Source organism: Streptomyces sp. DH12 (assembly GCF_020873895.1).
GTDB lineage: Bacteria > Actinomycetota > Actinomycetes > Streptomycetales > Streptomycetaceae > Streptomyces.
Genome location: NZ_JAHWGT010000005.1, coordinates 46,176 through 66,131, shown reverse-complemented (window position 1 = coordinate 66,131; position 19,956 = coordinate 46,176). Strand labels below are relative to the sequence as shown.

At 75.7% G+C, this 19,956-nt stretch carries 24 protein-coding genes; 9 read left to right on the top strand and 15 right to left on the bottom strand.

All coding sequences use genetic code 11. From position 1 onward, the window contains the following. The first annotated feature begins 2 nt into the window (after positions 1 to 2). The 3 genes from LPA54_RS06030 to LPA54_RS06020 all read left to right on the top strand — a co-directional run bounded on the left by LPA54_RS06030 (position 3) and on the right by LPA54_RS06020 (position 1,727). Positions 3 to 428 (top strand): NUDIX domain-containing protein, encoded by a 426-nt coding sequence (locus tag LPA54_RS06030; protein ID WP_308112803.1) that lies wholly within the window; start codon positions 3 to 5, stop codon positions 426 to 428. Positions 429 to 540: 112 nt separating this feature from the next. Continuing rightward, on the top strand, positions 541 to 945 hold the full coding sequence (locus LPA54_RS06025) for a DUF6153 family protein (protein WP_228974522.1): 405 nt from the start codon (positions 541 to 543) through the stop codon (positions 943 to 945). A 119-nt stretch (positions 946 to 1,064) separates the two neighbouring features. Continuing rightward, complete coding sequence (locus LPA54_RS06020) at positions 1,065 to 1,727, top strand: DUF305 domain-containing protein (RefSeq protein ID WP_228974520.1); 663 nt, start codon at positions 1,065 to 1,067, stop codon at positions 1,725 to 1,727. 118 nt (positions 1,728 to 1,845) lie between these two features. Here the strand turns inward: LPA54_RS06020 and LPA54_RS06015 are convergent, their stop codons facing one another. Continuing rightward, on the bottom strand, positions 1,846 to 1,995 hold the full coding sequence (locus LPA54_RS06015) for a hypothetical protein (RefSeq protein ID WP_228974518.1): 150 nt from the start codon (positions 1,993 to 1,995) through the stop codon (positions 1,846 to 1,848). Positions 1,996 to 2,290: 295 nt separating this feature from the next. Then, on the bottom strand, positions 2,291 to 2,605 hold the full coding sequence (locus LPA54_RS06010) for a hypothetical protein (RefSeq protein WP_228974516.1): 315 nt from the start codon (positions 2,603 to 2,605) through the stop codon (positions 2,291 to 2,293). A gap of 174 nt (positions 2,606 to 2,779) precedes the next feature. On the opposite strand from LPA54_RS06010, the gene nadE reads away from it, so the two are divergent. Both nadE and LPA54_RS06000 read left to right on the top strand, forming a co-directional pair. Next, positions 2,780 to 3,610, top strand: coding sequence for an ammonia-dependent NAD(+) synthetase (gene nadE / locus LPA54_RS06005; protein WP_308112802.1), 831 nt, complete (start codon positions 2,780 to 2,782; stop codon positions 3,608 to 3,610). Positions 3,611 to 3,731: 121 nt separating this feature from the next. Next, positions 3,732 to 5,021 (top strand): FG-GAP-like repeat-containing protein, encoded by a 1,290-nt coding sequence (locus LPA54_RS06000; RefSeq protein ID WP_228974514.1) that lies wholly within the window; start codon positions 3,732 to 3,734, stop codon positions 5,019 to 5,021. Positions 5,022 to 5,060: 39 nt separating this feature from the next. Here LPA54_RS06000 and LPA54_RS05995 read toward each other — a convergent pair whose 3' ends face one another. Next, positions 5,061 to 6,092: a saccharopine dehydrogenase NADP-binding domain-containing protein gene (locus LPA54_RS05995; RefSeq protein WP_228974513.1), complete on the bottom strand. Its 1,032-nt coding sequence runs from the start codon at positions 6,090 to 6,092 to the stop codon at positions 5,061 to 5,063. Positions 6,093 to 6,190: 98 nt separating this feature from the next. Between LPA54_RS05995 and LPA54_RS05990 the strand changes: the two genes are divergently transcribed. Continuing rightward, positions 6,191 to 7,186 (top strand): helix-turn-helix domain-containing protein, encoded by a 996-nt coding sequence (locus LPA54_RS05990; RefSeq protein ID WP_228974511.1) that lies wholly within the window; start codon positions 6,191 to 6,193, stop codon positions 7,184 to 7,186. On the opposite strand, the gene LPA54_RS05985 is transcribed toward LPA54_RS05990, so the two are convergent. Next, entirely contained in the window at positions 7,148 to 7,825 is a 678-nt protein-coding gene (locus tag LPA54_RS05985; protein WP_228974510.1) for a DUF4230 domain-containing protein, read from the bottom strand. The two genes, LPA54_RS05990 and LPA54_RS05985, sit on opposite strands and share 39 nt — an antisense overlap. Before the next feature lie 275 nt (positions 7,826 to 8,100). On the opposite strand from LPA54_RS05985, the gene LPA54_RS05980 reads away from it, so the two are divergent. After that, positions 8,101 to 8,505 carry a hypothetical protein gene (locus tag LPA54_RS05980; protein WP_228974509.1) on the top strand — a complete coding sequence of 135 codons (405 nt, stop codon included), beginning with the start codon at positions 8,101 to 8,103 and terminating at the stop codon, positions 8,503 to 8,505. Between the two features lie 93 nt (positions 8,506 to 8,598). Here the strand turns inward: LPA54_RS05980 and LPA54_RS05975 are convergent, their stop codons facing one another. Continuing rightward, positions 8,599 to 8,970: a phage holin family protein gene (locus LPA54_RS05975; protein ID WP_228974507.1), complete on the bottom strand. Its 372-nt coding sequence runs from the start codon at positions 8,968 to 8,970 to the stop codon at positions 8,599 to 8,601. Between the two features lie 256 nt (positions 8,971 to 9,226). Between LPA54_RS05975 and LPA54_RS05970 the strand changes: the two genes are divergently transcribed. Together LPA54_RS05970 and LPA54_RS05965 are read left to right on the top strand one after the other, a co-directional pair. Continuing rightward, positions 9,227 to 9,598, top strand: coding sequence for an STAS domain-containing protein (locus LPA54_RS05970; RefSeq protein ID WP_228974504.1), 372 nt, complete (start codon positions 9,227 to 9,229; stop codon positions 9,596 to 9,598). Between the two features lie 138 nt (positions 9,599 to 9,736). Then, positions 9,737 to 10,900 (top strand): hypothetical protein, encoded by a 1,164-nt coding sequence (locus tag LPA54_RS05965; RefSeq protein ID WP_228974502.1) that lies wholly within the window; start codon positions 9,737 to 9,739, stop codon positions 10,898 to 10,900. Between the two features lie 115 nt (positions 10,901 to 11,015). Here LPA54_RS05965 and LPA54_RS05960 read toward each other — a convergent pair whose 3' ends face one another. The 10 genes from LPA54_RS05960 to LPA54_RS05915 form a co-directional block, all read right to left on the bottom strand. Beyond that, positions 11,016 to 13,331 (bottom strand): MMPL family transporter, encoded by a 2,316-nt coding sequence (locus LPA54_RS05960; protein WP_228974500.1) that lies wholly within the window; start codon positions 13,329 to 13,331, stop codon positions 11,016 to 11,018. Positions 13,332 to 13,556: 225 nt separating this feature from the next. Continuing rightward, positions 13,557 to 14,567 (bottom strand): NAD(P)-dependent oxidoreductase, encoded by a 1,011-nt coding sequence (locus tag LPA54_RS05955; protein WP_228974498.1) that lies wholly within the window; start codon positions 14,565 to 14,567, stop codon positions 13,557 to 13,559. Between the two features lie 45 nt (positions 14,568 to 14,612). After that, positions 14,613 to 15,833, bottom strand: coding sequence for a beta-ketoacyl synthase (locus LPA54_RS05950; protein WP_228974496.1), 1,221 nt, complete (start codon positions 15,831 to 15,833; stop codon positions 14,613 to 14,615). Further along, positions 15,830 to 16,108, bottom strand: a complete 279-nt coding sequence (locus LPA54_RS05945) for an acyl carrier protein (protein WP_228974494.1) — start codon at positions 16,106 to 16,108, stop codon at positions 15,830 to 15,832. The genes LPA54_RS05950 and LPA54_RS05945 overlap by 4 nt, the downstream gene beginning before the upstream one ends. A 155-nt stretch (positions 16,109 to 16,263) precedes the next feature. Next, the gene (locus LPA54_RS05940; RefSeq protein ID WP_228974493.1) at positions 16,264 to 17,535 is read right to left on the bottom strand and encodes a pyridoxal phosphate-dependent aminotransferase family protein; all 1,272 of its coding nucleotides are present in this window, start codon (positions 17,533 to 17,535) and stop codon (positions 16,264 to 16,266) included. Between the two features lie 201 nt (positions 17,536 to 17,736). Next, positions 17,737 to 18,006, bottom strand: a complete 270-nt coding sequence (locus LPA54_RS05935) for a hypothetical protein (RefSeq protein ID WP_228974491.1) — start codon at positions 18,004 to 18,006, stop codon at positions 17,737 to 17,739. 173 nt (positions 18,007 to 18,179) lie between these two features. Continuing rightward, positions 18,180 to 18,488, bottom strand: coding sequence for a transcriptional regulator (locus LPA54_RS05930; RefSeq protein WP_228974490.1), 309 nt, complete (start codon positions 18,486 to 18,488; stop codon positions 18,180 to 18,182). After that, positions 18,485 to 18,961 (bottom strand): hypothetical protein, encoded by a 477-nt coding sequence (locus LPA54_RS05925; RefSeq protein WP_228974488.1) that lies wholly within the window; start codon positions 18,959 to 18,961, stop codon positions 18,485 to 18,487. Before LPA54_RS05925 ends, LPA54_RS05930 begins: the two co-directional genes overlap by 4 nt. A gap of 105 nt (positions 18,962 to 19,066) precedes the next feature. Next, on the bottom strand, positions 19,067 to 19,285 hold the full coding sequence (locus tag LPA54_RS05920; protein WP_228974486.1) for a helix-turn-helix transcriptional regulator: 219 nt from the start codon (positions 19,283 to 19,285) through the stop codon (positions 19,067 to 19,069). Then, a complete protein-coding gene (locus LPA54_RS05915; protein ID WP_228974485.1) occupies positions 19,285 to 19,782 on the bottom strand; it encodes a DUF2975 domain-containing protein in 498 nt (165 codons plus the stop codon). Before LPA54_RS05915 ends, LPA54_RS05920 begins: the two co-directional genes overlap by 1 nt. Positions 19,783 to 19,956 lie beyond the last annotated feature (174 nt).

Here is a 19,956-nt window from a genome sequence, read left to right as displayed (position 1 = left end):
GGGTGGGCACTGAGGTACGGACGAGGGTCTCGGCGTACGCGGTCGCCGTGGACGACGACCGGTTGCTGCTGGCCCGTCTGTCGGAGGCGTCGCCGGTGTTCGCCCCCGGGCTGTGGCACCTTCCCGGCGGTGGCGTCGCCCCGGGCGAGCAGCCCGTGGAGGCGCTGTCCCGCGAGCTCCGCGAGGAGACCGGCCTGGAGTTCTCCGCCGCCCGCCTGCTCGACGCCAGGAGCTACGGGGCGCGGCGGCACGGCGTGCGGTGGCATCTCACGGCGCTGTTCTACGCCGTCGACCTCCCGGGCGGGACGCCGCTGGTGGAGGAGACCGACGGCTCCACCGACGCGGCCGTCTGGGTGCCCCTGGCGGAGCTGTGCCCGTCGACGCTGTCGCCGGTCCGCATGCTCGGGACGCGCCCCGGCCCCGGGTGACGGTGCCGTCGCGCGTGCCGCGGGAGCCGCTCGGGCGGTCCGGCGGCGACGGCGGCAGGCGGGGCCTCGCCACCGGCGCGGATCCTCGTCACCGCCCGCGTACGATGGCGCCATGGCGAGCGCGCGCACCGTGACCAGCAGTCACCCCGTCGGGTGGCTGCCGGCGTCGTTGGTGCTCGCGGTGCTGGCCGGTGTGCTCGGCATGCACGGCCTGGTGCCCGGTTCGCTGCCCGTGGCGGCCGCCGGCACCGGTCACCACGCGGTGCGGGCTCCCGCGTCGGACGTGCCTCGGCTGGACGGTGGCTGCTCGCACTCCGACGGCGGGGCGGGCCACTCGGACCACGCCGACGGGACGTGCGCGGCCGCCGGTACGGGCTCCGCCTACACGCCGCCCGCGCCGGCCCCCGCCCCGTCCGGCGCCCCCGCCGCCGTGGCGCCGGGGAACGGCCTTCCGGCCTCCGCGGTGAGCGGCAGGGGGCCTCCCGACCTGTCCGAGCTGCAACTCCTGCGGATATAGACCGCCGCGCCGCACGTGCGCCCTCCGGCACCGGCCGGTGGAGCGGCGTGCCCCGGTACGTCCTCGTCCGTGACACCCCGCGCGGCGCATGGAGCCGCGCGCGAAGGAGCAGCACCCACATGAACAGCACCCGGTCGAACAGCAGGACTTCCCTCCACCGCCGTACCGCCGCCGCCCTGGCCGCGGGCGCCGCCGCGTTGGTCCTGGCCGCCTGCGGCGGGAGCGACGGCGGATCGGCGGGGCACGCCGGCCACGGCGCCGCCCCCGCGACGGCCTCCACCGCACCGGCCTCGGGGCCGGCGTCGCAGGACCGGCGGCACAACGCCGCGGACGTCGCCTTCGCGCAGGGGATGATCCCGCACCACCGGCAGGCGGTGGAGATGGCGGACCTCGCACCGTCGAGGGCGGGGTCGCCCGAGGTGAGGAAGCTCGCCGAGGACATCAAGAAGGCACAGGACCCGGAGATCAGGACGCTCTCGGAGTGGCTCTCGTCCTGGGGCGAGAAGGTCCCCGCCGAAGGTCCCGCCGACCACGCCCACCACGAGGGCATGGAAGGCATGATGAGCGCCGAGGACATGGCCGAGCTGGGCGAGTCCTCGGGCAGGGCCTTCGACACGGCGTTCCTGGAGATGATGATCAGGCACCACGAGGGAGCCGTGACCATGGCGAAGGCGGAGCGGGCCCAGGGCGCGTACCCGCCGGCCCTGAAGATGGCCGACGCGATCGTGACCTCGCAGAGCGCCGAGATCTCGGAGATGAAGAAGCTGCTGGCCCGCGGCTGAGCCGAGCGGGCCGGGCGGCGGGGTCGGGGCGCGCGGCACCCGACCCCGCCGCGGGCACGGGCCGTCCGCGGCCATGAGGCGCGGGCGGCCCGGCGCCGCCGGGGCGCGGGGCCGTCCGTCAGGATCGCGGCCGCGGGTCCTCCGGCCCGAGCCGTCCGTCGAGGTACCCGACCAGCCGCGTCTCGCTGCGCTCCAGCCGCTCCCGCCGCTCGGCGGGCAGGGGCGCCAGGAGGTCGGCGAGGACGTGGTCCCGGGGGACGCGCACCATGGCGCCCGAGTACACCCGGCAGCGGGAGCACCAGGCCAGTGCGACACACCGTTCGTACATCGGGGAGCCCGGCGGATGGCAGCGGTAGCGGTACGAGCGGACGGCCGTGCCGCAGGTCGCGCAGACCCGCCGGTCCCCGTCCGGGACCGTCTCCCACGTCCCGGACCTGAGCCACCGGTGCGGCCGTCCGCCAGCCGCTCTTCACATCGTCATGCCGGGCATTGTCGCCGACGGACGACCGCCGCGGCAACGGACCGGCTCCCCGCACACGGGCGGAGGCGTCCGGCTCCCCCGGTCACGGCCGGGGGTTGGTCCGCCGCCACGGGGCGGACGCGTCCGTGCCGCGCCGCCCCGCCACGGCGGCACAGCGGTGGCACAGCCGCTGGACCCGGTCGGCGGAGCCACCGGACTCGGGGATCGCGTCTGCCCAGGGGACGTGGGAGAAGCGGGCCAGCTGGGAGCGGCTGAGCGAGAGCCCGCACACCGTCTCGTTCCGGCCGGGTTCCCAGGCGTGGACCTCCCCGGCGGGGAGCCTTCGGCGGAAGCCGTCCTCTTCGTCGGTCCACCGCCCGGAGGCCGCGACCGCGTACTGCCGTCGTCGTGTCGCCATACCCTGCGACTACCCCCGCCGGGGCGTCCCGCACCGGGCCCGCACCCTCCCGGTGTGAGGCGTCGCGCAGGGTGTCGGAGGCGTCCTCTAGAGTGCCACTGTCCCCTACACGTGCCGTGGTGTCGGCCCGGCGGCACGTGCGGATTTCGCCACGGGCCTGACCGAGGAGCAACCGTGACCGGCCTGGCGCCCATGTCCGTCCAGCAGGAGATCGCCCGGGATCTCCACGTGAGCCCGTCCTTCGACGCGCGGGATGAGATCGAACGGCGGGTGGCGTTCCTCGCCGACCGGCTGACCTCCACGGGCCTGCGCGCGCTGGTCCTGGGCATCAGCGGCGGTGTCGACTCCACGACCGCGGGCCGGCTGTGCCAGCTGGCGGTGGAGCGGGTGCGCGCCGCCGGGCACGAGGCGGTGTTCTTCGCGATGCGGCTGCCGTACGGCACCCAGGCGGACGAGGCCGACGCGCAGCTGGCGCTGGAGTTCATCCGCCCCGACCGCGTCCTCACCGTGGACGTGAAGCCCGCGAGCGACGCCGCCCTGGAGGCGCTCCTCGCCGGTGACACCGCCTTCCGCGACGCGCACCACCAGGACTTCGTGCACGGCAACATCAAGGCCCGGCAGCGCATGATCGCCCAGTACGCGGTGGCGGGCGCGCACGACGGCCTCGTCGTGGGCACCGACCACGCCGCCGAGGCGGTCTCCGGTTTCTTCACCAAGTTCGGTGACGGGGCGGCCGACGTGGTGCCGCTGACGGGCCTCACCAAGCGGCGCGTCCGCGCGGTGGCGGAGGCGTTGGGCGCGCCGTCGTCGCTGGTCGGGAAGGTGCCGACCGCGGACCTGGAGAGCCTCAGCCCCGGCAAGCCCGACGAGGAGGCGCTCGGCGTCACCTACGGCGAGATCGACGACTTCCTGGAGGGGAAGCCGGTCGGCGAGGCCGCCTTCGAGGCGATCGTCCGCCGCTACCGCCTGACCGAGCACAAGCGGCAGCTGCCCATCGCCCCCTGACACCCGCCGGCTGCTCCCGGTCCTGACGGGCCGTACAACCATGTGATCGTGTCGAGGGTCGTCTCAGTGCCGGGACCGGCGGCGGACGGCGCCGCCGGCCTGGCGGAACACGAGGGGACCCATGGGCGAGCAGCGACATATCCGGTCGGCGTGGCGGCGGTTGGCCGTCGCCGTGGCGACGTCCACGGCGCTCCTGGCGACCGGCGGCGTCGCGGGCGCGGCGCCGGCGGCCGGCGAGCCGCACCTGCCGTCGTTCTCCATGGACGTACCGGACATCCCGGCCGGCGGCACCGTGACGCACACCGTCGAGGTCGAGGTCTCCGAGCCGGGCCGGGTCACCGTCGACCTGAGGACCGCCGACCACCTGCGGTCCTTCGTCGAACACGAGTGGCGGCAGCTGAACTACGGCGTCCCCGAGGGCGCGGGCAACGCCACCTGCCGGCTGGAGGTGCTGGCCAACGGCGAGCGGCGGCCGGCCTGCGACCTCCGCCCGGGCACGAGCACGATCACGTACACGCTGACGGCCGCCGAGGCCATGGAAGCCTGGGAGATGGACCTGCGGGCCACCTTCGCACCGGCGGCCACCCCTGAGACGTACGGGGCGACGGAGCGCTTCTCGGTGCTGAGCGACGATCCGGTGGAGCTGTCGTACCGCGTCTTCGGGCGGGACCGCGTCGGCAACCTGTGGTCCTACCCCACCCTCACCGACGGCCCGCCGCTCGCCGGCGGCGACGGGCTCGGCTCGGGGTGGAGCGCCTTCGACGCGCTCACCAAGCTGTCCCCGATCGCCACGAACAACCGGGGAGGCGGCGTCGTCGCCCGCGAGCCGTCCGGCACCCTCTGGTACTACCCCGCCCTCGGCCAGCGGTACGGCGCGACCGGGGCGTTCAAGCCGCGCGTGCGCGTCGGCACCGGCTGGAGCATCTACTCCTCCGTACGCGGCACCGGGGACGTCACGGGCGACGGCCACGCCGACCTGATCGCCCGGGACAAGGCGGGCGTGCTGTGGCTGTACCGCGGCACGGGCGTCGAGGCCCGGCCGTTCGCGGCCCGTACCAAGGTGGGTTCCGGTTGGCAGGTGTACAACGCCCTGACCGGGGGTGTGGACGTCACCAGGGACGGCCACGCCGACCTGTACGCCCGCGACACCTCCGGCGTCCTGTGGCTGTACCGGGGCACGGGCGACGCGGCGCGCCCCTACGCCCCCCGCTCGAAGGTCGCCACCGGCTGGGGCGGGTACACGGCGATCATCGCCCCCGGTGAGGGATCGGCCGTCGGCAAGGGCGCGCTGCTGGTCCGCGACAAGGACGGCCGGCTGTGGTGGTTCCGCGGCACGGGCGTCGCGTCGAGCCCCCTCGCGAAGCCGCAGTACGCGGCGGACACCTCCCCGCACATCAACGCCTGGATGTGAGGGACCGCGCGCGGCCGCGGGCGGCCGTCGGGCACCGCCTCACGGGTGCGGTGCGCAGGTGAGGTGCGGCGACAGGGCGCGCAGGAAGTCCGGGGCGTCGAAGGCCGCGCCGGCCGAGGCGACGCCGACCGCCTTGGCGCGTCCCGTGAGGATGCGCTCCACCGCCTCCACCGCGAGGGGCGCGGTCACGGCGTAGATGTCCCGGCCCGTGGCCACGGCGCGGCGTTCGGTGCCGCCTCGGCGTACCACGGTGTCCACGACGAAGGTCTGCTCGGACCGCCCGCGCGCGTCCGCCGCCGACGGCCCCGGGGTGTCCGGGGCGGACACGTCCCCGGCCGCCTCCACCGTCATGTACGTGCGGACCTCCGGGACGGACAGGTGGCTGGGGAGGGTGACGACGTCGGCCATCGTGAACTCGGCGATGACGGCGCGCGGACCGGTGGGGGCGGGGAAGGGCCACTCCACGGTCGGCGCGGGGTCGGTGCGGTACTCCAGGCGGCCGGCGGTGTGGCGGACGCGTCTGCCGTCGCGCCGCCGGCGGGAGACGCGGCCCGCGGCGCGCGTCCCGGGCGTGGGGTGCCAGCTGCTCAGGGCGTACGCGACGTGCGCCTCGTCGGCGTCCGTCCACTCCCCCATCGCGGCGGTCGCCAGCAGGTCGCCGAGGCCGCCGAAGAACGCCATGGCGGGGACGACCGGTACACCGGCGGCGCGGGCCCGGTCCGTGAAGCGGGCGAACGTGTCGACGTTGGCCTCGATCTCGGCCGCCACGTCCACGTACGGGATCCCGGCGCGCAGCGCCGCCTCGACGAGCGGGGCGGCGGTCACGGCGAAGGGCCCGGCGCAGTTGACCACCGCCGCGGCGCCGTCCAGGGCGCGGTCGAGTGCCGCCGCGTCGTCCACCTGCGCCGGGCGGACGGCGGCCCCCGGCGCGGCGGACGCCGCGGCCGCCAGCTTCCGGGCGTCACGGCCGCTGAGGACCGGGAGGAATCCGCGCTCCCGCAGCTCCGCCACCACGAACCGCCCGGTGTGCCCGTACGCGCCGTACACCGCCACCGTCTGCCGCGTCTCCATGACCTCTCCCCACGTCGGATGATCCAGCACGGACATCCTGCCGGGGACGGGCATGCACCGCGAGTGTCCGGAACGACGTGACCCGTACACTTCCGGACATGGGGACTGTCGCGTTGGCCGTCACGGACGGGATGCTGCACTTCGAGCTGGCGGTGGCGTACGAGGTGTTCGGGACCGCGCCGGCGACCGTGGAGGTCCCCTGGTACGACGTGGAGGTGTGCGGGGCCCGGGGCGGTGTCGGGGTCGGCCCGTTCGGCTTGCGGCCCGACCACGGGCTGGACCGGCTGCCGCACGCCGACACCGTGGTCGTCCCCGGCTGGGCGGACGTCGACGCCGATCCGCCGGCGGAGCTGGTCGACGCGGTGCGCGCGGCGCACGAGGCGGGCGCGCGGGTGGCGTCCCTGTGCACGGGCGCGTTCGTGCTGGCCGCCGCCGGTCTGCTGGACGGGAGGCGCGCGACGACGCACTGGGCGCACACGGCGGCGCTGGCCGCCCGTCACCCGGCCGTGGAGGTCGACCCCGACGTGCTGTACGTGGACGGCGGCAGCGTGCTCACGTCCGCCGGGAAGGCCGCCGCGCTGGACCTGTGCCTGCACCTGGTCCGGTCGGACCACGGCCCGGCGGTCGCCAACGCCGTCGCCCGGCGGCTGGTGGTGCCGCCGCACCGGGCGGGCGGTCAGGCGCAGTTCGTCGCCGCGCCGGTGCCCGCGCGGGACGACCACCCGTTGGCCGCGTTGCTCCCGTGGGTGGTCGAACGCCTCGACCGCCCGCTGACCGTGGAGGACATGGCCCGCCGGGCCGGGATGAGTCCGCGGCACCTGGGCCGGCGCTTCAGGGCCGTCACGGGCACGACGCCGCTGCGGTGGCTGCTGACCCAACGGATCCGGCGCGCCCAGGAGTTGCTGGAGGCCACCGACGACAGCGTGGAGGCCGTCGCGGCGGCCACCGGGATGGGCACGGCCACGACGCTGCGCCGGCACTTCCACCGCACGGTCGGCGTGCCGCCCGACACCTACCGTCGCACCTTCCGCTCCCGGCCCGCGGCCGACGACGGCTCAGGTGTACGTCACCGTCACCTGCTCGAACCCCAGTGAGCCGAGCAGCCCCTTCAGCATCGCGGCGGTGTTCCGCTCGGCGCGCGCGGTGAGGCCGCTCTCGGTGGCGGCCTCGCCGATGCGCCGGGCCGCCAGGCGCTGGACCGCGCGTTCGTCGTTGGGGTTGTCGGAGAAGAGGTCGCCGAGCCGGTCCAGCAGGCCGCGCTGCTTGGACACCGCGTAGGACCGCTCCGGGTCCAGGGCGGGCGCGCCCAGCCGGGCGCGCGGCAGCCGGATCACGGCGGACGTGCGCTCCTCGTTCACGGTCACGTCCCTGGGCCCGGTCTTCCCGAGGTCCACGTACGCGCCGACGGTTCCGGCGGCGACGTACAGGGTGCGCGTGCCGCGCAGCGCGTCCGGCAGGAACCTGGCGTCCTTCTCCAGGTCCACCACGATCTGGTAGGAGCCCGCGGCGCCCTCGTAGCGGCTGAGGTCCTGGATCGACCGCAGCAGCGCGGGTCCTGACCTGTCCCGTGTCTCCTCGCCGAAGACGTCGCCCCAGCCGGGGACGATGTCGAACCGTCCCGCGGCGGTGAAGAGGAGCGCCAGGGCCAGCAGGACGGCGGGGACGGTGAACCACCAGGGGGTGCGGCGGCGCTCGGCCGTGGCACGCGGGAGCTTGTCGTCGGAGGTCTCCACGGGGTGCGGATGCCCGCCGCGGCCGGGAGTAGTCGCGCCGGTCGCCCCCGGCGGGCCGGTCGGCCATCCGCCGCCCGGCGCGGAATTGACGTCTCATCAGGAGGTGCGGGGCCGACGGCCCCCGCCGAGGCCTCGGCCGTCGCCGCCACGTTGGTCCGTCCACACGGCTGGACGGGGCATATGGCCCGACGTGCCCGTGTCGAATAATCCTGTTATCGCCCCATGTGTCTATGTTTCTGCCGTAGCCCTTCCCCCCTACACATCTGGGAGAGAGCATGCGTCAGTCCGTACGCATCTGGAGTGCCGGTATCGCCGCCGCGGCCGTGGTGGCCGGTTCGGTCGGCGCGGCGGTCGCCGTCGCCTCACCGACCCCGGTGCGGCACAAGCCGGCCGCCGCGGCCCCGGCCTTCACGGCCAAGGCCTCCACGAAGAGCGTCCGCGCCTGGGAGCAGTTCCGGGTCCGCGGCGTCGCGAAGAACCTCGCCCCCGGCAGCCGGGTCACCCTCCAGCAGAAGCTGAGCGGCCGCTCCTGGACGACCCTGCCCGCGTCCATGAACACCAACTCCCGTTCCATGTACAACATGCGGGTGGTGCTCGGCATGAAGGGGCTCAACAAGCTGCGCCTGGTCGACGACAGCAGGCGGGCCGTGTCCCCGGTCATGGACGTCTGGGTGCGCTGACGCCGGCCGCCGCACGGCACACACGACGGACGCCTCCACCGGTTCCACCGGGAGGAGGCGTCCGTGTCGTCGCGCTCCGTTCGGTCGGCGCGGTCAGCCGCGCGCCAGCTCGTCCACCGTCCGCACGACCGTCTCCCGTGACAGGTCGACGGTCTCGCGGGACGCCTCGCGCGCGCGGCGCAGCCTGGTCCGCCCGTACCGTACGAGCACGGACGCGCCCGTGGCGTACGTCAGGGCCAGCACCCCCGCGGCGATCTCCGGCGACCAGGCCCGGGACAGCCGCTGCTGGATCGCCGCATGGGCGGTCAGCGTGGCGAGCAGGCCGCAGGCGCCACCCGCCGCCAGGGCGGACAGCCCGCCGCGCCCCTCGGTGACGGCCTCCGTCACGGTGTCGCCCAACTCCTCACGCGCACTCATCGCCGACTCGACCACCACGGCCACGACGTTCTCCGCTGCTTCCGACATACCTCGCGCCTACCCGCCCCGCCCCCGCTCATACGGCGCCCCCGTGACCGCCCTCCTGGCCAGGGCGAGGTCGCGGCAAGGAACCCGGCGCTGCCGGGCCGGGGCTCGGTCGGAGGCGCGGGCGTTCGACCGTACGCGCCCCTCCGGTCGGGTAACGGTGGCAGGGCCAAACGGGTGCACGGCCCGTACCATGCGGAGCCGGCCGTCCCGCCGGGAGCGCTGGTCGGAACCGTCAGCGAGCACGTGTCGAGGAAGAGTGGCAGACATCTACGGATCACCAGAGGACAAGCGGATCTCGATCACCCGCACCTCCACCGACGGCATCAGAGTGCTCACCGTGCGCGGCGAGCTCGACCACCACACCGCCCCCGACCTGCGCCGGGCCCTGACGGTGACGGCGGACGACGACCCGCCGACCGCACGGTCCGTCCTGGACCTCAGCGCCGTCACGTTCATGGACTCCAGCGGGATCAACGTCCTCGTCACCGCCCACCAGGAGGCCCACCGGGCAGACGGGTGGCTGCGCCTGGCCGCGCCCTCCGACTCCGTCATGCGGGTCATCGAGCTGGTCGGCCTCGACACCGTCATCACCTGCTACCCCACCCTGCGCCAGGCCCTCCGGCCCTGAGGCCGCCCGCTGCCCCTCCCCCGTTGCGCCACACGGGTGCACCGGCGTGCTCGCCCGTCCCACCGCGTCGTTGTCGGGTCGACCGACCGTGTGCGCCCCGCCTCCCGGTCGGGCCGCCGTCGACCCGAGGAGCAAGCCGTGTCCGTGTCGCCCGTGGTGGTGGACGCCCGCATCGACGTCACCCCCGTCCGTACGCCCGCCGAACGCGCCGCCTTCCTGGAGCTGCCCTACCGGCTCCACCGAGGGCTCCCCCTGTGGGTCCCCCCGCTGCGCGCCGAGCAGCGGGCGCTGCTGAGCGAGCGCCGCAACCCCTTCTTCGCCCACGGCCGGGCCCGGCTGTTCCTCGCTCGCCGCCGCGGGGCGGTCGTGGGGCGGATCGCCGCGCACGTCAACCCGCGCTTCGACGAGCACCACGGGACGGCGGAGGGCTTCTTCGGGTTCTTCGACGCCGAGGACGACCTCGCCGTCGCCCGGGCCCTCACCGCAGCCGCGGCCGACTGGCTGGCCGAGCAGGGCAGGCCCACGATGCTGGGACCGCTGTCGTTCACGACCAACGACGAGTGCGGCGTGCTCGTCGACGGCTTCGACCAGCCGCCGGCCGTCATGATGCCGTACACCCCGCCGTACTACGTCCGGCTGCTGGAGTCATGCGGCTTCACCAAGGCGAAGGACCTCCTGGCGTGGGAGTTCCCCACGACCTTCCATGAGGAGCCCCGGCTGGTGCGCGCCGCCACCCGCCTCTCCGAGCGGGGGGCGCTGACCGTGCGGCCGGTCGACATGCGGCGCTTCGCGGCGGAGGCGCAGCTGATCCGCACCCTCTACAACGCCGCCCTCGGCGACAACTGGGGGTTCTGTCCCATGGACGAGCGCGAGTTCTCCACGTTGGCGCGCCGGCTGAAGCACGTGCTCCAGCCGGACATGGCGGTCATCGGCGAGGTGCGGGGCCGTCCGGTCGGCTTCGCCATCGCCCTGCCCGACCTCGCTCCGGCGTTCGCCGCCGCCCGGGGCCGGCTGTTCACCTGCGGCCTGCCCCTCGGCCTGGCCCGCTTCTGGTCCGCGCAGCGGCGCCTGACGCGCGGGCGGTTGATCGCCATGGGGGTCGGCGAGGAGGACCGCGGGCGGGGTCTGGAGCTGCTGATGTACCTGGCGCTGTCGCGGGCGTGCCACGACCGCGGGCTGGGCGTGGGCGAGGCGTCGTGGGTCCTGGAGGACAACCGGCAGGTCAACGCGGCCACCGCCCGTATCGGAGGCCGCGTCACCAAGCGGTACCGTCTCTACCGGCGCCCGGTCGGCTCCGTCTGAGGGCCGGGGGCCGCCTGGGCGGGTCGGGGGGCCCGGTGGGTCAGGGGCGGCCCGGCGGTCGGGGGCGGCCCGGTGGGTCGGGGGCGGCCCGGTGGGTCGGGGGCGGCCCGGTGGGTCAGGGGCCTGCCATGTCGTGGTCCTCCTGCCGTGCGGGGTGCCGTACGGGCGCGCGTCGCCGGGCGAAGGCCGGTGCCCACCAGTTGGCGTCTCCGGTGAGGCGCATGAAGGCGGGGACCAGGACGCCCCGGATCAGCGTCGCGTCGACCAGCACGGCGAGGGCCAGCCCCACCCCGATGATCTTCAGCGTCACGACGCCCGACGTGGCGAGGCCGGCCATCGCGACGGCGAAGACGAGTGCCGCGACGCTGACGAGGCGTCCGGTGCGGGCGATGCCGGCGACGACGGCCGCGACGTGGTCCCCGTGGGCGGTGTAGTGCTCCTTGATGCGCGCCAGGAGGAACACCTCGTAGTCGATGGTGAGGGCGAAGGCGACGGCGCACAGCAGGGGCGGGACGGTCATGTCCAGCCATCCGGTGGCGGTGAAGTCGCCGACGAGCCAGCGCAGATGGCCGTCCTGGAAGACGTACACCATGGCGCCGAGGCAGGCCGACAGGCTCAGCGCGGCCAGGGCCAGTGTCTTCAGCGGGATGAGGACCGAGCGCGTGTACCGGAACAGCAGCAGGAACGTCGTCACCGCGATGAGGAGCCCCGCCAGCGGAGCCCGCCGTTTCAGGGCGTCCTTGGCGTCGACGTGGCGGGCGGGCGTGCCGCCCACCCAGTGCTCCCCCGGGGCGGGGAGCCCGCGTACGCGGTGGACCAGGTCCTCCGCCGCCTGCGACTGCCCGGCGTACCGGGTGGAGACGGTCAACGAGACGGGGGCCCCGCCCGCGCCGGTGTCCCCGGTACCGGCGCCGGCGCCGGTGTCCGTGCCGGTGCCGGTGTGTGCGCCGGTGGGCGGGGGCAGGCGTTCGCCGTCCTCGTACCGGCCGGTGGGGGCGGTCACGTGGGTGACTCCGGGGAGCGCGGCGACGCTCCGTGCGTACCGGTCCACGGCCCCGGTGCCCGGGGCGCCGGCGAAGACGACCAGGAGTTCGCGGTCGGGCTCGGTGGGGAAGCCGGTACGGATCGTCTCGGCGGTGCGCCGGACCTCCGAGTGCGCCGGCAGCGATCGTTCGTCGGCGAAGCCCCACCGTGCGTGCGTGACGGGCCAGACGAGCCCCGCCAGCAGGACCGCGCAGCCGACGCCGGCGACCCACGGCCTGCGCGTCGCCCACAGCGCGATACGCCGCCAACCGGGGCTCGTGGTCGCCGCGCGGTGGCGCAGCCGGCCGCCGAACAGCGCGAGCAGCGCGGGCAGCACGACGACGCTGCACAGAGCGGACAGCACGACCACCGCGACCCCGGCCAGTGCCATGGACCGCAGCCACGGGAAGGGCATGACCCACACGGCGCAGAACGCCAGGACGACCACGCCCGCCGAGACGGTGACGCTGCGGCCGGCGGTGCCCGCGGCGGCGACGACGGCGGCGGGCCCTGGCAGGCCGCGGCCGCGTTCCTCCCGGTAGCGGGTGACGATGAGCAGCGCGTAGTCCACGGCGAAGCCGAAGCCGAGGGCGGTCGCGATGTTGAGGGAGTACGCCGACACCTCCATCACCTGGTTCAGCAGGTGCAGGGTCGCCCAGGTGCCCGCGACCGTCAGCCCGCCGATCAGCAGCGGGAACATCGCCGCGAGCGCGGACCCGAAGGCGACGACCAGGATGACGAGCGTCACCGGGGCCACCACCGCCTCGGCCACGGCCAGGTCGCGGGCGCCCTGTTCGGCGCCCTGACCGCGGGCCCACGCCCACCCGGCCGCCGTCACCTCCAGGGAGCCCCGCTGCCCGGTCAGGCGCGGGACGAGCCGGGCCGCGGTCCGCGTCTGCTCGGCCTCGTCGCCCGCCAGCCGGACGGTGACCAGGGCGGCCCGCCCGTCGCGGGAGCGCAGGGTCGCCGCGCCGGTCGTCCAGTAGGCGTCGGCCCGTACGACGCCGGTCTCGCCGGTGACCCGCCGGGTCAGCGCCAGGCCGTCGGCGCGGGCCTGCGGCGAGTCGATCGGGCCGTCGGCGCGCGCGTGGAGCAGCAGTCCGGGCGAGGCGCGGCCGGGCTGGCCCGTCAGCTCCGACTCGGCGCGCGCCGACTCGGTGCCGGAGGCGTCGTAGCCGCCCGTCGACATGGGCTGCGGCGACCAGACGATCACGCCGCACACGAGCGTGAGGACGGCGAGGACCGACGCGGCCAACGTGAGCAGGGGGCGCCGCACGCTGTGGTGCGCGATCCCCTCCAGCAGCCCCGTCGAGGCGGCCGCGTGGGCCGGTCGCCGGTCTCGGCGCCGTGCTCGGCCGCGGGTGCGCGGGTCGGCGGATGACGCCTCGGGGGGCTGTTCGGTACTCACAGTGGCCTCCACAACGGGCGGGCGTGTCGGGGCTGCGGGGGTGGGAGCGGGGGCTCGTCCCGGTACGGGCGGCTCGGGATCCCGGTACGGGCGGCTCGGGGTCCGAGGACGAGGCGGTACGGGGGCGGGCGGGCCGCGCGGGGCCGGCGCGTCCGGCGGTGGACCGGACGGGTTGCGGAAGCGACTCGTCCGCCTGGTGTTCGGCACGCCCGGTCGGCGGTGGTCTCAGCAGTGGGGTGTCGTCGCCGCGACGGCGGCGCGCAGTCCGTCCTCGAACTCGACGCGGTGCGCGAACCCCAGTTCCCGGCGCGCCCGCTCCGGCGAGGCCGTCCAGGCGGGGCACACCGCCTCGCGGGCCTTGTCCCGGTTGAACGGCGGTACCTTGCCGAAGGGGAGGGCCGCCGCCTCGGCGAGCGCCCCGGCCGCGCGGACGATCGACGGCGGCACCCTCAGCACGCGTACCGGGCGCCGCCGCAGGGCCGACCCCGCGGCCCGCACGAGGTCCGCGAAGACGTGCTCCCGTCCGTCGGACAGCTGGTAGAGGCCGCTGTGGGGATCCGCCCGATGCGCGGTCCCGCCGGAGACCGCGGCCGCGAGGAGCCCTTCGCACAGGTCGTCGACGTGCAGCAGGGAGTACGTCGTCTCCCCGCCGCCGGGTTGCAGGACCACGCCGGTGCGGGCCATGGCGAGGAGCGAGGGGAGGAACGCCGGGTCGCCGGGCCCGTAGACGATCGGCGGCCGCACGACCACGAGCGGCACGCGGTCGGCGAAGCCGCGGGCGACGTGCTCGGCGGCCAGCTTGCTGCGTCCGTACCGCGACACCGGTGCGGCCGGGTCCTCCTCCCGACGGGGCCTGCCGGGCGTCGAGGGGCCGGCGGCGGCCAGCGACGAGCACAGCACCACGCGGGGCGGTGTGTCGAAGCACGCCACGGCCTCCAGCAGGGTTCGTGTGGTCTGCACGTTGCCGGTCTCGAACCCGGCCCGGCTGCGGGCGCGCACGGCGGCGGCGAGGTGCACCACGGCGTCCACTCCGGCCAGCGCGTCGGCCAGGCCGTCACCCCGTTCGAGGTCGACGGTGGCGAAGCGGACGGGGCAGCCGTCGAGGACGCTCCGGTCGGAGCGTCCCCGCACGACGGCGACGACCTGGCCGCCGGACCGGGTGATGCGGTGGCACAGGCGCCGGCCGATGAATCCGGTGGCACCTGTCACCGCCACGCGCGCGCCGAGCTGCTCCATGGGCCGGGCTCCTTGTCGTCGGAGGAAGGGGTGTGCGGCGAGGCGTCAGGGGGCGCGCAGGACGACGACGGCGTTCATGCCGCCGAAGCCGCAGGCATTGCCGAGGACGGTCCGCAGGCGGGCCGGGCGGGGCGCCTTGGTGACGACGTCGAGGTCGATTTCGGGGTCCTGCTCGTCGAGGTTGACCGTGGGCGGGATCTCCTGGTGCTCCAGGGAGAGCACCGCGCAGGCGGCCTGGACGGCCGCCGCGGCGCCGAGGCCGTGCCCCAGGGCGCCCTTGAGGGCGGTGACGGGCGGGGCTCCGCCCGGGAAGAGGCGGCGCAGGGTGCGGGCCTCGACGAGGTCGCCGACCGGGGTGCCGGTGGCGTGGGCGGTGACGTGGTCGATGTCGGCCGCGTCGAGGCGGGCGTCGGCGAGCGCGGTGGTGACGGCCTGGTGCAGCCCTCGGCCCTCGGGGTGCGGGCCGGCGAAGTGGAAGGCGTCCGTCGAGGCGCCGTACCCGGCGAGGTAGGCCCGGACGCGGGCGCCGCGGGCCCGGGCGTGCGCGGGGCGTTCGAGGACGAGGACGGCGGCGCCCTCACCGAGGACGAAGCCCTCCCGGTCCCGGTCGAAGGGGCGGGACGCGCCGGCGGGGTCGTGCCGGCGGGTGGACAGGGCGCGGGCGCGGGCGAAGGACACGGCGGTGATCTGCGACCGTCCGGACTCGGCGCCGCCGGCCAGGACGACGTCGCACGCGCCGGAGCGGAGCAGGTCGCGGGCGACGCCGAGGGCGTGGTTGCCCGAGGCGCAGGCGCTGGCGACGGTGAAGGCCGGGCCCCGGCAGTCCAGGTGGGTGGCGACCTCTCCGGCGGCCATGTTGGGGACGCTGCGCGGCACGGAGAGCGGGGAGACCAGGCGGGCCCGCCCCGAGCTGATGTGGTCGGACAGGGTGACGTAGGTGAGGAGGCTGTTGCTGCCCACGCCGAGGATGACGCCGACGCGTGCCGGATCGACCCGGCCGTCCAGCCCGGCCTCCTCCGCGGCCTGGCGGGCGGCCACGAGCGCCAGGTGCGCGAACGGGTCGGTGCGCCGCACCAGCGACCGGTCGAGGTGGGCGTACGGGTCGAAGCCGGCCACCGCGCAGGAGAAGTCGACCGGCAGCCCCTCCAGGAGGGGGTCGGTGGCGGCGAACGACCGTCCGGTGCGCAGCCCCTCCCAGGTCGCGCGCGTCCCGACGCCCGCCGGGGTGAGGAGGCCGATGCCGGTGATCGCGACGTCGGACGTCACAGGAGGGCGCCCGAGGACCGTACCCCGCCGGCCGCCCGGTCGGTGTCGACCAGGGCCAGTACGTCGCCGACGGTGGCGTGGGGGCCGAGGGCGAGGTCGGCGTCGTGCGCCGGAGTGATGCCGTGCTTCGCGGCGAGGACGGTCAGGAGTTCCTCGACGAGCAGGGAGTCGAGGCCGAGGTCGGTGAGCGGCGTGTCGGGGGTGAGCCGGTCCGCGGGGGTGCCGGTCAGGTCGGCGAGGGCGTCGGCGACGGCGTCGTGGGGGTGCGGGGGCATGCGCGTCCTTCCCGGAGAGAGGGCCCGGTCCGGTGCTGTCGCACCGCGGGTCCGCGGGCAGTTGCGGGTGGGTCGTCGGATGGCGGCGGCACGGGGCGGGCCGGCGGCGGGCTCGCGTGTCGCCGGCCCGTGTGCCGCGGCCGGCGGCCAGGTCTTCAGGGTGCCGGCGGCGTGCGGTCCGCCGCGGGCACGGTCGCCGTCCGCTGGGGCGGCGCCGCGGGCGGCCGTAGGCCGTGGGCCGCGTCCCCGGTCGCGGGTGCCGGGAGGCAGCGGTCGACGGTGTCGAGGATCCGGTCGATCTGCGCGGGTGTGTGGGCCGCCGACACGGACAGGCGCACGACAGCCTCCGTGCCGGGGACGGCCGGCGGCAGGAACAGGGAGGTGAAGACGCCCGCGTCGAGCAGGTCCTTCCAGATGCGCGTGCCGCGCTCCACCGGCCCGGCGGGCAGCGCGACGGCGGGACCTCGGGAGTCCCCGACGGCGCGCCCCTGTTCGGCCAGCCCCCGGTGGAGACGGTGGACCCCCTCCCACAGCGCCGTTCGTCGCTCGGGCTCGGCGCGCACGACGCGGACCGCGGCGAGCGCCGCCGCGGCGGCGGCGGGCGCCATCGAGGCGGAGTACGTCGTGGCGCGCCCGTAGTGGCGCACCGCGGTGATGGTCTCGGCGTCGCCCGCGACGAACCCGCCGATCGAGCCGAACGCCTTGGAGAAGGTGCCGGTGATGACGTCGACCGCGTCCTCGCAGCCGAAGTGGTCGGCCGCGCCCCGCCCTTCAGGGCCGTACACGCCGATGTCGTGGGCGCTGTCGAGGATCAGCGACGCGCCGTGGCGCCGGGTCTGCTCGGCGATGCGCGGGAGGGGCGCGAGGCCGCCGTCGAGGGAGAACGCCCCCTCGGTGACGACCGTGGCGGGTCGGTGCTCGTCGGCGGCCTCGGCCAGCAGCGAGCCCAGGTGGTCCGCGTCGTTGTGGCGGAAGGTGCGGTTCACGGAGCGGCCGAGGCGCGTGGCGTCGACGAGTGAGGCGTGCGCGTGCCGGTCGGCGACCACCAGGTGGCGGGGGGCGAACAGGCAGGCCAGGGTGAGGTTGGCCTGGAAGCCCGTGGTGGCCAGGAGGACGGAGGGCCGCCGCAGGAAGTCGGCGAGCTCCTCCTCCAGTTCGACGTGGAGGGCCATGGTCCCGGTGAGCAGCGGGGAGCCCGAGCAGGAGGTGCCGAGGTCCCGGGCGGCGCGGGCCGCGGCTTCGCCGAGCCGTGGGTCGCACGCCAGCCCGAGGTAGTCGGCCGACGCGGCGTTGACCACCCGTCTGCCCTCGACGGTCACCTCACCGGGGGCCGTGCGTCCCCCGACGACGCGGAAGTACGGATAGGTGTCCCCGCAGGCGGCGATGACCTCGCCGACGGAAGGGAGAGCGCTGGCCCAAGCAGGCATCGACGTTCGACTTTCGTTCCCGGTCCACATGAGAAACTGACAGTAGCATTTCGATTACTTTCAGCCATGAGGCGTGCGGAGGCCCGGCGTTTCGGCCGTACGTCGACGGCGCGACCGGGGGGTGTTCGGACGACACGCGGGGAGCGCGCAACGGGGCGCGCGACGGGGGCCGTCCACCCGCGGGCCGGTGGCGCGTGCGGCTCAGGGGGTGTCGCCCTGCCAGTCGAACCGGCGCGGATCGCCGGGCCTGGGGCCGTACAGGGCGTGTCCCCCGGGACCGTAGCGGCCGATCTCCGTGCTCAGGGCGACGGCGCCGGCCGGGTCGGCGTCGCCGCGGCCGGTGACGTCCAGGAGGAGGCCGTCGAGGGGGCCGCCGACGAGCTCGGCGTAGTCGCGGCCGGGGCGCGGGCCGGGATCGGGGTCGTCGTGGTCGGCGCCGTAGACGCGCCGCCGCATGATCTGCTCGTCCATACCGGCCAGCGTCGCAGCCGCCACTGACAACGGCCGCCCCTCCGCCGCCTCGCGCATCGGGCCTTGGACACCGGCCCGGCCGCGACCCCGCCCCAAGGGTCCACCGCCGGGCCCCCGACCCCCGGCACCTCGCCGTACGCCGCTCCGGTCGGCGCGCGTGCGCGGTGGCGGGTTCAGCCGTGGGCCGCCCCGGCCGCCTCCGCGGCGGCGACGATCGCCTGCAGGGACGCCAGGTGGTCGGTGAGCGCCTTGTTGCCGGCGCGGGTGGCCGCCAGCCACGTCTTGGGGCGCTTGCCGACGTACCCCTTCTTCACGGTGACGTAGCCGGCTTCCTCCAGCACGGTGGCCGCCTTGCTGAGGACCGAGTCGGACACCTGGCAGTAGTCGCGCACGGCGGAGAACTCCGCCTCGGCGCAGCCGCTGAGGAAGGCCAGCACGGTCAGCCGGGTGGGGTGCTGGAGGAGCGGCTCCAGCGCGGTCACGCGGCGTCCGCCCCGCCGCGCCGGACGCGGGCGTCCAGCAGGGCGCACCCCAGCCAGAACGCGGCGCCCGCGGCCACCCCGGCGGCGCCCGCGATCCACCGCACGTCGCCGCCGGCCACCCACGCGGCACCGGCGGCCAGCCCGCCCGCCGCGAAGACCTGGAGCACCACGAGCACGGAGAACCCGCCGAGCTCCGGCGCCCAGCGCCTGGCCACGCCGCCGCTGCGCACGGCGACCGCCGCGGCGGCCCCGCTCGCCGCGGCGAACACGGCCGCGAGGACGCCCACGAGCCAGCCGTGCCCCGCGCCCAGCGCCTGGCCGACGGCCGTGCCGTAGCCGGAGAAGGCCGCCGCGAAGACGGGGCCGTACCAGCGCGGCGCCGGCCGCGGCGCCCGGGCGGCCGCGCGGGCGCGCTCCGCCAGGGCGAGCGCCTGCGCCGCCGGTACCGCCGCGCCCGAACCGTCGATCGCCATGCTCGTTCCTCCCGTTGATCCGATGATTCCATCATGGCATGTACTTTCCCATTCGGAAAGTACTTTCTCGACGGTTCGGCGATCGGCGCGGGGGCGCTCGGCCCGCTACGGCCCGGCCTCCCCCGCCTCCCAGCGGAGCAAGTCGCCCGGCTGGCAGGCGAGGACCTCGCAGAGCGCGGCGAGCGTGGTGAACCGCACCGCCTTGGCGCGGCCGTTCTTGAGTACGGCGAGGTTGGCGGGGGTGATGCCGACGCGGTCCGCGAGTTCGCCCACCGACATCTTCCGCCGTGCCAGCATCACGTCGATGTCGACGACGATCGGCATCAGATCACCTCGTTCAGCTCGGCCCGCATCCGTGCGGCCTCGACGTCGCGCTCGACCGCCTGGGCGAGCAGCGTGCGGAGCACGACCACGATGAGCGCGACCCCCAGGACCGCCAGAGCGACCCCGCCCAGCAGCAGCACCACGCCCGGCGCGACGGCCTCGCCGGGCGCGAGGACGACTCCGAGCGCGAACACCAGGAGGGCGGCCGCCACGAACCCTCCCGCCACCACGTCGACGTAGCGGAACGCCGCGTCCGAGAACACCGTCCCGCGGCGCACCATCGTCACGAGCCGCCACACGCAGACCAGGACGACCTGCGCCGAGACCAGCCCCAGGAGGGTGATCACGAGGATCGGGACGCGCAGGTGGGCGACGTCCGCGTCGAGTCCCTCCAGGTCCGCGGCGAGCAGCGGCACCATCACCGCCTGGACGAACAGCGATCCCCCGAGCAGCGCCACGAGGACGGCGCGCAGGGCGAGCACGGCGAGCTTTCCCATCATCTTCCCTTCGATCGAACCACGATGGGAATCTATCGAGAAACGATAGATCAGGCAAGGGTGTGGGCCACCCGCCCGGGAGCGGCACCGGGATCGCCGCGTCGTCGGCGGTGGCGGACGCGGATCCGATCGTGTCGGCGGGGCTTGTCGGGGCAGGCGCGCCCCGGGCCGGGC

What these genes read in the sequence shown, in the direction of transcription:
- LPA54_RS05995 (WP_228974513.1), bottom strand. Translation starts at nt 6,092, where the DNA reads ATGGAGACGCGGCAGACGGTGGCGGTGTACGGCGCGTACGGGCACACC.
- LPA54_RS05915 (WP_228974485.1), bottom strand. Translation starts at nt 19,782, where the DNA reads ATGGGAAAGCTCGCCGTGCTCGCCCTGCGCGCCGTCCTCGTGGCGCTG.
- LPA54_RS06010 (WP_228974516.1), bottom strand. Translation starts at nt 2,605, where the DNA reads ATGGCGACACGACGACGGCAGTACGCGGTCGCGGCCTCCGGGCGGTGG.
- LPA54_RS05940 (WP_228974493.1), bottom strand. Translation starts at nt 17,535, where the DNA reads ATGCCTGCTTGGGCCAGCGCTCTCCCTTCCGTCGGCGAGGTCATCGCC.
- LPA54_RS06025 (WP_228974522.1), top strand. Translation starts at nt 541, where the DNA reads ATGGCGAGCGCGCGCACCGTGACCAGCAGTCACCCCGTCGGGTGGCTG.
- LPA54_RS06020 (WP_228974520.1), top strand. Translation starts at nt 1,065, where the DNA reads ATGAACAGCACCCGGTCGAACAGCAGGACTTCCCTCCACCGCCGTACC.
- LPA54_RS05935 (WP_228974491.1), bottom strand. Translation starts at nt 18,006, where the DNA reads ATGGACGAGCAGATCATGCGGCGGCGCGTCTACGGCGCCGACCACGAC.
- LPA54_RS06000 (WP_228974514.1), top strand. Translation starts at nt 3,732, where the DNA reads ATGGGCGAGCAGCGACATATCCGGTCGGCGTGGCGGCGGTTGGCCGTC.
- LPA54_RS05925 (WP_228974488.1), bottom strand. Translation starts at nt 18,961, where the DNA reads ATGGCGATCGACGGTTCGGGCGCGGCGGTACCGGCGGCGCAGGCGCTC.
- LPA54_RS06015 (WP_228974518.1), bottom strand. Translation starts at nt 1,995, where the DNA reads ATGGTGCGCGTCCCCCGGGACCACGTCCTCGCCGACCTCCTGGCGCCC.
- LPA54_RS05980 (WP_228974509.1), top strand. Translation starts at nt 8,101, where the DNA reads ATGCGTCAGTCCGTACGCATCTGGAGTGCCGGTATCGCCGCCGCGGCC.
- LPA54_RS05990 (WP_228974511.1), top strand. Translation starts at nt 6,191, where the DNA reads ATGGGGACTGTCGCGTTGGCCGTCACGGACGGGATGCTGCACTTCGAG.
- LPA54_RS05945 (WP_228974494.1), bottom strand. Translation starts at nt 16,108, where the DNA reads ATGCCCCCGCACCCCCACGACGCCGTCGCCGACGCCCTCGCCGACCTG.
- LPA54_RS05920 (WP_228974486.1), bottom strand. Translation starts at nt 19,285, where the DNA reads ATGCCGATCGTCGTCGACATCGACGTGATGCTGGCACGGCGGAAGATG.
- LPA54_RS05975 (WP_228974507.1), bottom strand. Translation starts at nt 8,970, where the DNA reads ATGTCGGAAGCAGCGGAGAACGTCGTGGCCGTGGTGGTCGAGTCGGCG.
- LPA54_RS05955 (WP_228974498.1), bottom strand. Translation starts at nt 14,567, where the DNA reads ATGGAGCAGCTCGGCGCGCGCGTGGCGGTGACAGGTGCCACCGGATTC.